This window comes from uncultured Acetatifactor sp. (assembly GCF_948601915.1).
Taxonomy (GTDB): domain Bacteria; phylum Bacillota; class Clostridia; order Lachnospirales; family Lachnospiraceae; genus Acetatifactor.
The window spans coordinates 1,847-16,226 of sequence record NZ_CAPDXS010000026.1 but is presented as its reverse complement, the minus strand read 5'-3'; the positions used below and the strand labels follow the sequence as shown (position 1 = coordinate 16,226).

The window sequence follows — 14,380 nt, the reverse complement described above, 5'->3', positions numbered from 1 at the left end:
TGCGCTCCTTCCGTGGAATGCGCTTCTTCCGTGGAATGCGCTCCTTCCATGGAATGCGCTTCTTCCATGGGATGCACTTTTTCCGCAGAATGCTGTCCTTCCCTGGAATGGGCCTGGTTCCTGTGCCCCTCCTCCATGCGCAGAAGGAAGCGCAGCAGGAACCATGTCAGCAGCAGGCTGTCGATGACCGAGGCCAGGGCGAATTTCGCGATTCCGCCCGCGGGCATGGGGGACAGATACCGGTCGATGTAAGAGGGGTTCACAAAGAACCACAATCCGATGAAAAGAGCTGCCGAAAGCGCCGCCAGCAGGAAATCCGCCCCGCAGGCCCGGCGCCTGCGCAGCAATACGGCCGCCGCCAGCAGGGGGAGGGCGCCTATGGCGAGGAACAGAATCCACGCCGCAGCGTTGCCGATGCCGCCAGACAGGGAGAGGCGGCGCAGCAGCAGCCCCACCTGTTCCCAGGGGAAGGTCATATAGTCCATATCCGTACCTCGTTTCTCTGGAATTATTGTTTTACGATAATTGTGAGAATAGAATAGCACGGAAATTATCGTTTGTCAATAATTTTTGTGCAGAAGCACAGAAGCACAGGACGCTCCAAAAGCCGCCAAAAGCCAGGCCGGCTACATCAGGAACCTGGCCCAGTACGCCAGATAGTAGAGCAGCTTCAGGCGGCGCTCCTTGGAGGGCGTCAGGGGCTGTGGCGTCTGTCCCTCCGCCAGGTCGTAGGAATCGGCATCGATGACCCTCAGGGCATCCTGCTCGTATCCGCCCATGGCCTCCCGCAGCTGCCGGTTGAGCTGGGGGCTGTCTATGACCAGCATCAGCTCCGTGTCCAGATAGGCGCTGCGCATGTCCCAGTTGAAGGAGCCCACGGCGGCGATGCGGTCGTCGATGGTGAAGCATTTCCCGTGATAGGAGACGCCGCTGTCGTACTCCAGCATGCCCACGCCGCTGCCCAGGAGCTTTTCCTTGTTCGCATAGTAGTCCATGGCCCCGAAGGGATTGCCGTTGTTGGCCACGGAATTGGTCATCATTGTGACCTCCGGCACGCTGATACAGATGTCCGCAAGCTGTCCCAGCATCCAGTCGTCGCAGAGGATGTAGGGGGTATGGATGGAGACGGACTCTTCCGCCTGTTCCATGAGCTCCGTGATGGTATAGAAGACCACGGGTTCCTTGACCTGGGGCCCGATCGGATTGGACACCAGCCGGACCCTGCGCGCCGGGACGGTGAGCTCCTTATAGTCCACAGGCAGGAACCAGTCCGCATGCTCTTCCTGCATCCGGCTGTAGAGGGCCAGAAGCTCCTCCTGCTTCCCTTCCTTCCTGCTGGCCACGGCATGGCATTCGTCCAGGGCCCAGACCGACCGGAAGTATTCCAGAAGCTGATCCAGGGAAGGGAAGGCCCCGGCATCCTCGCAGCAGACCAGCACGTCCCAGTCGTAGTTCTTGTAGCCGTCATGGTCGCCCAGGAAGAAGTCATAGCAGTTTCGGCCGCCCAGGATGTAGGCAGTCCGGTCTGCTATGAGATACTTGTCGTGGAGCCGTCCCATGAGGTTCCAGGGCTTTAAGGGGTTCAGGGGATTATAGACCTTCAGCTCCACGTTCTCCTCCCGGGTCAGGGCCCGGAACCAGGGATTCCCCAGGATGCCGGTGGCATAGGCCAGGCCGTCCACCAGGAGGCTCACATGGACGCCCCTTTGGGAGGCGGAAAGCAGCGCGGCCAGCAGCATCTTCCCGCTGTCGTCCGCGTTGAAATCGAAGGTGCTCAGGATGATCTCCTCCTCCGCCTGGGAAATCAGCCGGATGCGCTCCGCCAGGGCCTCGCCGTTGTCGGAAATGATCCGGGCGCGCTGGCCGGTATCCGAATCCCCGTAGAAATCGGAGGCGGTAAAGCCCTCTATGGTAGCTGCCGTGACGGCGGGCTGCCTGGCGTAGGGGAGCACGATGGCGCAGACGTAGGCCAGCAGGAGGAAGAGGACAATCAATCGGTTCCGCAGTCGGTGTTTTTTCATATACAGATACCTCATCTGATTCTTTTTTTGCGCATGTTCTTTTGCGGCAGCGTTTCTATACGGCAGACCGCCAGGATTTACAGTGGTGTCCCCGGGAAAGTACTTGGCTGGCGGTCTGCAGTCGGGTCGCACTGCAAATTTAACTGGTGCGCAGTATATATCATTTATACATCAAATTGCAGGAGCTGGCAATTGTTGTTTTTCCTCAGGGGGCAGACTTCCGGGACAGGAAATCGCCGGGCATAGCATATACGGATTTGCTATTTGTGTGGAGTTTTGGTAAGATAGTCTGGGATATCGGTAGCGGATGCCAAAGGGCTTGACAAGACCCGGGGCGAATCGGTATATTGTTAATGTGGAAACGAGGAGGGACAGCGATGACGGAGGGAGAGCATTCCATGGAGGACAGGGCGCGGATTTTTGCTCCTGTGCTGGCGCAGGTAAAACGGCTTGCGGATGAGGGGAAGCCTGTGGCCATAGCCATTGACGGGCGGTGCGGCAGCGGCAAGACATGGCTGTCCGGGCTGATAGGGGACAGGTTTCCCTGCAATATCCTGCATATGGACGATTTCTATCTGCCCTTTGGGAGACGGGCCCAGGGCTGGGAGGCCGTCCCGGGGGGCAATATGGACTTCCGGCGGCTCCGCGATGAGCTGCTGATCCCGATCCGGGCGGGGGAGGCTGCCGTATACCGCGCTTACCTCTGCCCGGAGGACAGGTTCGGAGAAGCGCGGTTGCTGCCTGTCCGCAATCTGACGGTGGTGGAGGGGAGCTATTCCAGGCATCCGTCCGTGGGCGAAGCATATGACCTGACCATATTCCTTACCTGCTCCAGGGAGGTGCAGCGCAGACGCCTTGCGCAGAGGGAGGGCAGCCGCTATGCCGCGTTCGAGGAGCGGTGGATCCCCATGGAGGAGAATTACTTCCGCTGCTTTGACGTGGAGGGCACAAGCCATATGGTGGTGGACACCGGCGGGGCGTACTGAGGGCAAAATGCATCCCGGAGGGTTCCGAGGCGCGGGCCTGCAGATGGCGCACGGCGAGCCGGACAGGTATTGCGCGAAACGAAACAAACGGAAAAAAGGAGATAATAAATGGAAAAAACGACAAAAACAACAGACAACAAAAACCATATTCAGAACCTGGTGCTGGCGGCCATGCTGACGGCGGTGGGCATCGTGCTGCCCTTCTTCACAGGGCAGATTCCCCAGATCGGCAACATGCTGCTGCCCATGCACCTGCCGGTGCTGGTCTGCGGCCTTATCTGCGGATGGCAGTACGGCGGCATCACAGGCTTCGTCCTGCCGCTATTGCGCTATATGCTGTTCGGCATGCCGCCCATGCCAAACGGAATCTCCATGGCCTTTGAGCTTGCGGCCTACGGGGCCATCGCGGGCTTCCTGTACAATCACTCCAGATGGCAGTGCATCATATCGCTGTACCGCTGCCTGCTGATCGCCATGGTGGGCGGGCGGATCGTCTGGGGCGCGGCGAGCATGGTGGTGCTGGGCCTCGGGGGCGGGGCGTTCACCTGGCAGATGTTCCTGGCCGGGGCTTTCCTGAACGCCATACCGGGCATCATCCTGCAGCTGGTGCTGATTCCCGCGCTGATGCTGGCGCTGCACCGGACGGGGCTGGTGCGTTTTCGGCGGGAACAGAGGACGCTGAGCCGGGCGGCGGGAGAATAAGAGGATGTGGGCATTCATTTTCAGGGCATTGTTCGCGGGGCTGGGACTGGGCCTCCTGTACCTGGGGAGCCGGTTCGCCAGATTTTCCACGGTCCGCCGGGCGGCGGGAAAATGGAAGGCTCTCCTTCCATGGAAGAAGGGCGTTCCGGAGAAGCTTCTGTGCTTCCTGATAGGGCTTGTTCCGGCTCTGGTCATGGTGCTGGCCCTGTGGAAAGCGCTTGGCGTGTTCAACGCCGCAATCTGCGTGATCCATCTGACGGTCATCTGGATTCTCTGCGATGGGGTGAACCTGGTCGTGAGAAGGAAGCGGGGGCGTGACTTTGAGAGATACTACGCGGGCGTCTTCGCGCTGGGGATCACGTTCTGCTATCTGGCCTGCGGCTGGTATCTGGCCCACCATGTGTGGCGGACGGCATACGCCCTGGACACGGAAAAGCAGGTGGGGAACCTGCGGATCGTGCTGTTCGCGGACTCCCATGTGGGGAGCACCTTTGACGGAGAGGGATTCGGGGAATTGGTGGAGCGGATGCAGGAGGAGCATCCCGACATCGTTGTGGTGGTCGGGGACTATGTGGACGATGACACCACAAAGGAGGACATGGTGGCGGCCTGTGAGGCGCTGGGCGCCCTGGAGACTACATACGGCGTCTACTATGCCTTCGGAAACCATGACAAGGGGTATTTCGGCCCGGCCTATCGCGGATACAGCGGGGCGGATCTGGTGGCGGAGCTGGAGAGGAACGGCGTCACGGTGCTCCAGGATGAGACGGTGCTGCTGGGCGGACAGTTCTATCTGATCGGGAGGCAGGACCGCTCCCAGCCGGGCCGGGCTTCCATGGAGGAGCTGACGGCAGGGCTGGACAGGGACAGATACAGCATCGTCCTGGACCACCAGCCCTATGAGTACGATGCCCAGGCGGCCTCAGGCGTGGATCTGGTGCTGTCCGGCCACACCCACGGCGGGCAGCTCTTCCCCTTCCACCGTATGGGGGAATGGCTGGGGATGGACGCCAAAATCTATGGGCTGGAGAGGCGGGAAAATACGGACTTCATCGTCACATCCGGGATTTCGGACTGGACGATTCAGTTCAAGACCGGGTGCAGGTCGGAGTATGTGGTGGTTGATGTGCTGGGGACGGAGCCTTGAAAGGATATCGGAATATAGTATAAAAACTGACATAAAAATAGAAGCAGCCGCACAATGCGGAAAGGAACAGGGGCGTATGCAGGGGAACATATGCCCTTGTTTAATTCGCAAGGCGTTTTTCAGATTTCAGGAAGTATATTGCTATTTTCCCTGCAAAGCTTTATACTGTTAAGAGTGAAGAAAAGGTTCCGGCGGAGCATATGGGCACCGCGGGGAAGGAAGCGGGAAGAGGATCATGGCAGTACAGGGAGAGACAAGGGAAAAGACAAGGATCAATATACGGGAGCCCAGGCATTACCGTGTGGTCATGCACAATGACGATTTCACTCCCATGGATTTCGTGGTGGAGATATTGATCGATATCTTCCACAAAGGAATCCCGGAGGCGGAGCGCCTGATGCTGACGGTGCATGAAAGCGGCCGGGCGGCGGTAGGGGCATACCCTTACGACATCGCCGCCACGAAGGTGCAGACGGCCCTGGGCCGGGCCAGGGAAGGGGGCTACCCTTTCCGGATGACGCTTGAGGAGGCGTAAATATGTACGTATCGAAAGAAGTGGCGGATGTCATCGACAGAGCCTACACGCTTGCGAAGGACGCCCGCTTTGAATATGTGACGCCGGAGCTTGCGCTGTACGCGGCCTGTGAGAATCCGGTGTTCGCCAGGGCCTTTGAAAGCTGCGGCGGGAACCGCAGGAGGCTGGACAGGGATCTGCGGGACTATCTGGAGGAATATATGGAGCAGACGGCGGAGCCCGGCGATGAGCCCCAACTGTCCCAGGGCATGGGATATGTGCTGGCGCAGGGGTGGGAGGCGGCCCAGAACGGCGACAAGCCCATGATGGAGCTGGCCCATCTGATTTCCGCCATGTACGGGCTGGGGGAAAGCTATGGGGTCTACTATATGCGGCTCCAGGGGGTGGAGCGGGTAGATTTGCTCCGGGAAATGACAATCGCCTATGAGGAAGCGGCAGGGAAAGGCAGACAGAGCGGAACTGCCCGCAGGAAAAAGGGACGGCAGACGAATCCGACAGCGCCGGACAGGAAAGCGCAGGGATCCGCCCGCCCAGAGGACGGGAAGGGCTTGGGCCAACCGGGAGATAAGGGTTTAGCCGGAATGGGCAGCGGCGCTGGCTCCATGGAGGAAAGTTTCGCGGGATTGGGCGGCAGCCTGGGCTCCGGAGAGGAAGGCTCCGGCGGGAAATCGGACTCCGGGAAGGAAGAGCGGCAGAGGGATGACGAGGATGCCTGGGACGAGGGCGACTGGGGGCATGGGGACGAGGAAGACGATGAGGCCTTGGCGGAGGACGGCTTCTGGCAGCAGTACGCCACCTGCCTGGGCGATGAGCTGGAGGGAAGGAATCCGCTGATCGGCCGGGAGCGGGAGCTGGAGCGGACCATGCAGATCCTCTGCCGCAGGGAGAAGAACAACCCCCTGCATATCGGCGAGCCCGGCGTGGGCAAGACTGCCATCACCTACGGCCTGGCGCGGCTTTTGGAGGAAGGAAAGGTGCCGGAGCCATTGCGGAACGCGAAAATATTCGCGCTGGACCTGGGCAGCCTCCTGGCCGGAACCCAGTACCGGGGGGATTTCGAGAAGCGATTCAAGCGGGTCATGGACAGCATCGCCCAGGAGGAGCGCGCGATCGTCTATATCGATGAGATCCACAACATCGTAGGCGCAGGGGCGGTGAACGGCGGGAGCTTCGACATCTCCAACATGCTCAAGCCCTACCTGGCCCAGGGCCGTATCCGCTTCATCGGGGCCACCACCTATGAGGAATATAAAAAGCATTTTGAGAAGAATAAAAGCCTGGTGCGGCGCTTCCAGAACATCGACATCGAAGAGCCGGGCACTGCCGATGCCATCCGGATTCTGGAGGGGCTGCGGGAGGGCTACGAGACCTTCCACGGCGTGCGCTATGAGGAGGGCGTGCTGGAGTATGCGGTGGAGATGAGCGCGAAATATGTCAATGAACGCTACCTGCCGGACAAGGCCATCGACCTGATAGACGAGGCGGGGGCTTACCGCAGGCTGCATCCCTTGGGGGACGGGCAGGAAGCGGCGGAGGGAAGCGCTGCTGACGGGGCCCCCGGACCGCAGGATCTGGAGGAGAGGCATCCCGATGGCAGACAGGAAGGGGCAGCCCTGGGGCAGGGGGAGTCGCCGGACAGAGCCGTCTTGGAGGGGGAGGTGTCCGACAGCGGCTCCCCGGCCGGGGCAGGATCCATACAGACGGTAGACAAAAAGCTTATAGACGAAATATTGTCAAAAACCTGCCACATCCCCAAACAGGCCGTGGAGCGGGACGAGACCGCCGCCCTCGCCACCCTGGAGGAGCGCCTGAAAAAATGCGTCTTCGGCCAGAACGAGGCCATCTCCCAGGTGGTGAACGCCGTGAAGTTCTCCAGGGCCGGGCTGCTGGAGGAGGGGAAGCCCCTGGCCAGCCTCCTGTTCGTGGGCCCCACCGGCGTGGGCAAGACGGAGATCGCCAGGAGCCTGGCCAGGGAGCTGGGCGTCCGCCTGATCCGCTTCGACATGAGCGAGTACGGGGAGAAGCACGCCGTGGCCAAGCTGATCGGCGCGCCCGCGGGGTACGTGGGCTACGAGGAGGGAGGGCTGCTGACGGAGGAGATCCGGAAGAACCCTCACGCAGTGCTTCTGCTGGACGAAATCGAGAAGGCCCACCCGGACATCTACAATATCCTGCTCCAGGCCATGGACTATGCCACCCTGACGGACAACCAGGGCCGGAAAGCGGATTTCAGGAATGTGATCATCATCATGACCTCCAACGCCGGGGCCAGCCGGATCGGAAAGCACGGCATCGGCTTCCAGGGGCAGGACGTGGGCAGCGATGTCATCCTGGAGGAAGTGAAGCGCATCTTCCAGCCGGAGTTCCGCAACCGCCTGAACCGGATTGTGGTATTCCGGGGCATGGACAGCCAGATGGCGGGCAGTATCGTGAAGAAGAAGATGGGCGAGCTGGCGGATATGCTTTTACGGAAAAACGTGCGTCTGTCCGTGGATGCCCAGGCGGAGCGGCTGGTGGAGGAAAAGGGCATCAGCGCGGAGTTCGGCGCGAGAGAGATAGAGCGCGTGATCCAGGGGGAGGTCAAACCCCTGCTGGTGGACGAGATTTTGTTCGGCGCTCTGAGAGAGGGCGGGAGCTGCAGCCTGACGGCCCGGGCGGGGCGTTTCCTGCTGGAGCTGCCCGGCCTTTCGGGGGAGGACGGGGCCCGGATGGCGGGAAGCCCAGGCGGCGCCCGTCAGCCTGCCAGGGAGCCTTTCGGGGAGGCAGTGCTGTCCGGAGGAGAGGGCTGCGGAGCAAAAGCCGGTCAGGCAAAGGATTTTACGTAAGGGGGAATGATATATGCCGGTCTATCGGCTGAATGAGGGGGAAATCACTTTTCCGAATCCCATGTACGCCCGCCGGGACGGACTGCTGGCGGTGGGCGGGGATCTGAGCGTGGAGCGGCTTCTGCTGGCCTACACCCACGGAATCTTTCCCTGGTACGACCCGGGGGAGGAAATCCTGTGGTGGTGCCCCAGGGAGCGTTTCGTTATTTTCCCGGAGGAGATACATATTTCCCATTCCATGCGGAAATATTGGAAGAAGCATAAGCTGAGGCTGGTGCTGAACAGGGACTTCGCGGACACCATGCACCGCTGCCGCATGAAGCGGGAATTCAAGGAGGGGACATGGATCTCCGATGAGATGGAGGCGGCGTACTGCAGGCTGTTCCAGGCGGGCTATGCCGTCAGCGTGGAGGTGTCCGAGGACGGGGAGCTGGCGGGAGGCCTCTACGGCGTGTCCATCGGCAGGTGCTTTTTCGGAGAGAGCATGTTCTCGGAGCGGGAGAACGGCTCCAAGGCCGCCCTGATCGCCTTCGCCAGGCTGCTTCAGCGCAGCCGGTTCCTGTTCATGGACTGCCAGTTCTACACGGAGCATCTGGAGAGCATGGGCGGGCGGTACATCTCCTGGGAGGAATACGACAGGATGCTGGAGGAGGGCACCGGGAGGTGACGGGATGGCGAAAAGAAATACACGGCTGGAAGGAGAGGCTTATGGAGCGTTTCACAGGGTATGGCCCTGATTCATATATGACAGGGGAAGCTGCCGGGATGGACAGGCAGTGGGAAGCGAGGTGCGGAGGATGAGGTTACGGAGCAGAGTGGCGATATGGTGCGGGAAGCTTGCCTGTACCATGAGCCGCAGGCTGGGAAAGGGGAGCGGGTCCTCCCTTCCCGGGCGGGTGGCGCGGAAGATAGACCCGGAGATTCTGTCGGTGATGAGCGGCATGGTGCGGGAGAAGATCATAGCGGTGACGGGGACCAACGGCAAGACCACCACCACCAGCCTCATGGCCCATGTGCTGACCCAATCCGGAAAACGAGTGGTCTGGAACAGGATGGGAGCCAATCTCATGGACGGCGCCATCACGTCCTTCGTGCAGGCCGCAGGGAAAAGCGGGCGGCTGGATGCGGACTATGCCTGCATAGAGGTGGACGAGATGGCCTCCGTGCGGGTGTTTCCGCTGCTGAAGCCGGACTGCGTATTGGTGACCAATATTTTCCGGGATCAACTGGACCGCACCTGCGAGGTGGACATCACCTGCGGCCAGATCCAGAAGGCCATGCAGACCGTGCCGGAGGCGAAGCTGATTACCAACTGCGACGACATCTGCTCCTACACGCTGGCTGCGGGATGCCGGAACCCGAAGCTCACCTTCGGCATCGGCGAACGGATCGCGGACGACATGCCGGTGGGGACCGGGGAGAGCGTCTTCTGCCCCTCCTGCGGCTGTCGGTTGGAGTATGATTTCGTCCACTATGGGCAGTTGGGGGTCTACCATTGCCCGGACTGCGGGCTGGCGCGCCCGGAGCCTGACATGACCGTGACGGACGTGGTGTTCGAGGACGGGGCCTATTCCTTTACCCTGGACGGCAGACGGATCGAGTCCGGCGCCCAGGCCCCCTATAATGTATACAATACCTTAAGCGTCTATACCGCCCTGTACGCGGTGGGCGGGCCGAGGGAGGGCTTCGAGCAGGCGATCGGCGCCTTTGACTATGGAAACAACAGAGAATGCGCCTATCAGATCGGCGGGGCCCATGTGCAGCTCTACCTGACCAAGAATCCTGTGGGCTTCCAGCAGAAGATATTCCTGATCCGCAGGGATCCTGCCCCTAAGGACATCATCATCCAGATCAATGACACCGTGCTGGACGGGGAGGACGTGTCATGGCTGTGGGACGTGGATTTCTCCTATCTGCATGAGGCCGGGGTGGCCTCTATCGTCACGGTGGGGACCAGGGGGGCGGACATGGAGGTGCGCCTGAAATATGAGGACATCGCCAGCCGCCTGGGCAGGGGCATCCGGGAGGCCGTGGAGGAGCTCACGAAGCGGGGAAGCCGCAACCTCTACATCATCACCAATTACTCCGGCCTGTACCCTACGATCAAGATGCTGGACGACATGCAGGCTGCGGGGAAGGAGGGCATCAGCCAATGAAAGTGACCATAGGACATCTGTATCCGGATCTGTTCAACCTCTATGGCGACAGCGGGAACGTCCAGTGCCTGAAGCAGCGCCTCGTCTGGCGGGACATGGAGGCGGAGGTCTGCCCTCTGTGCGCCGGGGACGAAATCGACTTCGGGAAGCTGGACATCCTGGTCTGGGGAGGCGGCTCCGACAAGGGACAGGCCCTGGCCGTGGATTACCTCAGGCAGATCCGGCAGGATTTCAAGGACTATGTGGAAGACGGAGGAGTAGTCCTGGCCATATGCGGGGCCTTCCAGCTTCTGGGGAAATATTATCAGGCCGGGGAGGACAGGATAGAGGGGCTGGACATCCTGGACATCCACACAGAGCGCTGCGACGAGCGGCTGGTGGGGAATGTGGTGCTGGAGAGCCCTCTGTTCGGCACGCCTGTGGTGGGCTTCGAGAACCACGCGGGGCGCACCATCATCGGGGACTGCACGCCCCTGGGGAAGGTGCTGTACGGCCGGGGGAATACCGGGGACGGGGGCTATGAGGGCGTTGTCTACAAGAACGTCATTGGAAGCTACCTCCACGGGCCGCTGCTGCCTAAGAACCCGGAGGTCTGCGACTGGCTCCTGGAGCGGGCGCTGAGGCACAGGTACGGGGAGGGCGTGGAGCTGAAGGAGCTCTCCGATGAGGCGGAGCTGAGGGCTAACCGGAACATGGCGGAGAGGCTGGGGGTGGGGAAGAAGGGAAGGTAAAACTTTTCCGGTTTTTATTGTATATTCGTCTTGAGGGTGCTATAATGGGACTTCAATAATAGACTTTGATAAAAGAATCCTGCCCCAGATTCTTTTAGGGCATTTTGGCGAAGCAAAGGGGCATTGCGGGAATATTATGGGGTGAGACATTGGGCGGGGGACAAAAGACAGGCGGGAAAAGGGCGGCAGAAGAGATGGACGGCCTGACAGGCATCCTGAAGAAGAACATCGCGGAGATACGGATTACTTCCATGCTGAGCGAGGATCCGGGAGGCACGCTTTTTCTGTGCGACATGGACAATCTGAGGCGGATCAATGACCAGTACGGACACTTGGCCGGAGACGAGTGCCTGAAAGAGGCGGCGCAGATCCTTATGTATATGATAAGAACGGGCGATATCTTCGGCAGACGGGGCGGCGACGAATTCCTCATATTCATGCCAGGATGCAGGGACGCCGGACAGGCGGAGGAAATCTGCGGGCGCATAGAGAACCGCTTCCGCGTAGGCAGGAAGGAAAAGGGCCGGATTCCCTTCACGGTGACCGCGGTATGCGCCGTATGGCAGCCCGGCGATACCTGTAAGGGGCTGTTCAGGCGGGCGGAGGAGGCCCTGGAGAGGCGCAGGAGCACGCTGTGCCAGCCGGACGGGGGGAAGGGAAACAGGAAGGATCAGTACATAAAGGATGCAAACAGAATCCGGAAGGAACTGATAGAGCAGATTCGGAAACCGGGCGCGTATTGCCAGGATTACGATACCTTCAAGGGGATATACCGTTTCCTGGAGCGCGGCATCATCCGCAGCGGCCAGAAGGCATGCGTCATCCTGATTACCGTGGTGGACGGACAGGGAGGGAGCCTCCTGCCCCACGAGAAGGACATGCTGATGGAGAGGCTGGGGGAGGACATCGGGCGTACCCTCCGCATCGGGGATGTGTATACCAGATATTCCAGCAGCCAGTACCTCATTCTGGTCATCGACACCACGGAGGGGGAGGCGGATCTCATCGTGGGCCGGATAAGGGGGAAGTTCCTTGCGGACAGCCCGGGGAATAACATACTGATCCACCATTGCTATGAGCTCCAGCCGGCCAGGGTCGGGGAGCTGATGGCATAGGGCTTGGAATCTGGGGATATCGGTGCGCGTCAAGGGGGAGGCGGAAGGTGAAGGAAAGGAAATTGTCGGTGAGGATGTTTGGCGGCTTCACGGCCAGCTACGGAGACGAGGTGCTTACCTTTGGCAGACAGAGGAATTCCAAATTCGGACAACTGTTCCAAATCCTCATGACCAGGCCGGGAAAGGGATTCAGCAAAGAGGAGATTGCCGAGAGCCTCTATGGCGAAGAGGAGGTGGAGGACCTCAACGCGAGCCTCAACAATACGATATTCCGTCTACGGAAATATCTGAAGGAATCGCCCCTCCCTTCCGGGGATTATCTCGTTCTGGACGGAGGGATAGTGCGCTTTGCCGGGGACGTACAGGTGGAATCGGATGTCCAGAACTTCGAAAGAGAGGCCCGGTCCTTCGCGGAAGAGCAGAACAGGCGCAGGAAGGCGGAGATCTGCGAAAGGGCCTGCGAGTTCTACCAGGGGGAGTTCCTGCCCCAACTGGCCAACGAGCAGTGGGTCATCGAAAGGAGCCAAAACTATCAGAAGCAGTATAACAGGATGCTGGAATATCTGCTGCGCTATCTGAAGGAAGAGGGCGACTACAGAAATGTAGAGAAGACAGCGGCCCGTGCCGCCAGGCTCAGCCCCAATGAGGGATGGGAGATATGGCAGACGGACAGCCTTATCGCCCTGGGCCGCCATAAGGAGGCTGGCAAGGTCTATCAGCAGATAGCGGAGCACGCCCAGGAGATGGGAGGGTTCCTGTCCCAGAAACAGCAGGCCCAGTTGCGGGAGGTCGGCTCCAGGATACACCAGCCGGAAGGAACGGAGAAGGACATCGGCAGATGCCTGATGGAGTCCGGGGTGCCGGAAGGGGCTTATGCCTGCACGCTCCTGGGTTTTCTGGATTGCTTCCGTATGCTGAAACGTGCCCTTGCCAGGGGGGGGTACTGCGGGCTTTGCCCTGTTCCTGTGCACCATACTGGATGCAAGCGGCCGCCCTGCAAAGGAGAGGGAATACTGCGAGCGGCAGGGCGAAAAACTGCGCAGATCCTTTCGGAGCTGCCTGCGCAGGGGCGACATTTATACCAGGTACAGCGATGACCAGTACCTGCTGCTGTGCATAGGCGCGGGAAGGGAGAATGTGGATGAAATCGGCGCACGCCTGGACATGGATTTCAGGAAGCGCTGCGGCGGGCGGGGCGGGATTATCTGCAGCCTGCTGGATGATGGGAATATTTGGTAACATATGTTTTGGGTTTGGGCATTGCGGGGGCAATGCCCTTTTTGTCGTGGTTTTCTGTGATTTCTGGATTTCTATGGAACGCGATTCCTTATCATGTTTTGGGATAACGATGATTTTTAGGGCTTGTGGGGAATTAAAAGCATGAAAAATGGAAGACGAAAGAGTTTGCGAAAGAGCTGCTTTGCTATACTTTATGTAATGCAACTTTTAGGAATAGAGCATGTAATCTCGAAGAGGAGAAAGGTAAGCAGAAATGAAGAAGAAAAAAGTCATGAAAGCGATTGCGGCAGCAGGCGTGGCCATTGGGGGAGCAAGCGTGCTTCAAGACGGAAATGTGGTATATGCTGCGGAATTAGACCAGGGGCTGGAAGGGGAAGAACTGGTTCTTCCTGCCGAGGAAGAGATATCCGAGGAGCAGACGGCACAGGACAGTACCAGCGATGCCGGCTCAGCAGGAGAATCTGACTCCGCAGAGGTGTCTGGCTCTGAAGAGATAGTTGAGTCTACAGAGGGTTCGGAATCTGTGGAAGAATCTGGATCTATAGGAAATGAGGGGTATGAGAGTGAGAGCGGGTCGGAACCTGCAGAATCCACAAGCAGTTCCGAGTCTATTGAGACAGGAAGCGATTCTGTGTCTACGGAATCTGCAAGTGAAGCAGAGGCCGAGGAATCAGGAAGCGAATCCACCTCAGAAAGCGAGTCAGGATCCGAGGAGTCAGGAAGCGAATCCACATCAGAAAGCGAAGCAGGGTCCGAGGAGCCAGGAAGCGAATCCACCTCAGAAAGCGAAGCAGGATCTGAGGAGTCAGAAAGCGAATCCACCTCAGAAAGCGAGTCAGGATTCGAGGAGCCAGGAAGCGAATCCACCTCAGAAAGCGAAGCAGGGTCCGAGGAGCCAGGAAGCGAATCCACCTCAGAAAGCG

General features: G+C 59.7%; 12 protein-coding genes and 1 pseudogene. 11 read left to right on the top strand and 2 right to left on the bottom strand.

All coding sequences use genetic code 11. The features are described from left to right. Positions 1-485: pseudogene (locus Q2B33_RS06355) on the bottom strand (hypothetical protein); the annotation flags it as partial. A gap of 141 nt (positions 486-626) precedes the next feature. Then, complete coding sequence (locus Q2B33_RS06350) at positions 627-2,021, bottom strand: phosphatidylserine/phosphatidylglycerophosphate/cardiolipin synthase family protein (RefSeq protein ID WP_300571953.1); 1,395 nt, start codon at positions 2,019-2,021, stop codon at positions 627-629. A 377-nt stretch (positions 2,022-2,398) separates the two neighbouring features. Between Q2B33_RS06350 and Q2B33_RS06345 the strand changes: the two genes are divergently transcribed. The 11 genes from Q2B33_RS06345 to Q2B33_RS06295 all read left to right on the top strand — a co-directional run. After that, positions 2,399-3,007 (top strand): uridine kinase, encoded by a 609-nt coding sequence (locus Q2B33_RS06345; protein WP_300571951.1) that lies wholly within the window; start codon positions 2,399-2,401, stop codon positions 3,005-3,007. A 108-nt stretch (positions 3,008-3,115) separates the two neighbouring features. Then, entirely contained in the window at positions 3,116-3,709 is a 594-nt protein-coding gene (locus Q2B33_RS06340; protein ID WP_300571949.1) for an ECF transporter S component, read from the top strand. Between the two features lie 4 nt (positions 3,710-3,713). After that, entirely contained in the window at positions 3,714-4,856 is a 1,143-nt protein-coding gene (locus tag Q2B33_RS06335; RefSeq protein ID WP_300571947.1) for a metallophosphoesterase, read from the top strand. Positions 4,857-5,091: 235 nt separating this feature from the next. Continuing rightward, a complete protein-coding gene (locus Q2B33_RS06330; protein WP_300571945.1) occupies positions 5,092-5,391 on the top strand; it encodes an ATP-dependent Clp protease adaptor ClpS in 300 nt (99 codons plus the stop codon). Positions 5,392-5,393: 2 nt separating this feature from the next. After that, a complete protein-coding gene (locus tag Q2B33_RS06325; RefSeq protein WP_300571943.1) occupies positions 5,394-8,216 on the top strand; it encodes an AAA family ATPase in 2,823 nt (940 codons plus the stop codon). A 13-nt stretch (positions 8,217-8,229) separates the two neighbouring features. Next, positions 8,230-8,883, top strand: a complete 654-nt coding sequence (gene aat / locus Q2B33_RS06320) for a leucyl/phenylalanyl-tRNA--protein transferase (protein WP_300571941.1) — start codon at positions 8,230-8,232, stop codon at positions 8,881-8,883. A gap of 130 nt (positions 8,884-9,013) precedes the next feature. Further along, positions 9,014-10,372 (top strand): Mur ligase family protein, encoded by a 1,359-nt coding sequence (locus Q2B33_RS06315; protein WP_300784000.1) that lies wholly within the window; start codon positions 9,014-9,016, stop codon positions 10,370-10,372. Continuing rightward, positions 10,369-11,103, top strand: coding sequence for a type 1 glutamine amidotransferase (locus Q2B33_RS06310; RefSeq protein ID WP_300571937.1), 735 nt, complete (start codon positions 10,369-10,371; stop codon positions 11,101-11,103). Before Q2B33_RS06315 ends, Q2B33_RS06310 begins: the two co-directional genes overlap by 4 nt. 194 nt (positions 11,104-11,297) lie before the next feature. Continuing rightward, positions 11,298-12,218, top strand: a complete 921-nt coding sequence (locus Q2B33_RS06305) for a GGDEF domain-containing protein (protein WP_300571935.1) — start codon at positions 11,298-11,300, stop codon at positions 12,216-12,218. Between the two features lie 47 nt (positions 12,219-12,265). Next, positions 12,266-13,315, top strand: coding sequence for a winged helix-turn-helix domain-containing protein (locus Q2B33_RS06300; protein ID WP_300792155.1), 1,050 nt, complete (start codon positions 12,266-12,268; stop codon positions 13,313-13,315). A gap of 395 nt (positions 13,316-13,710) precedes the next feature. Further along, positions 13,711-14,380 (top strand): hypothetical protein (locus tag Q2B33_RS06295; protein WP_300792157.1); only part of this gene is annotated, 670 nt, incomplete at its 3' end.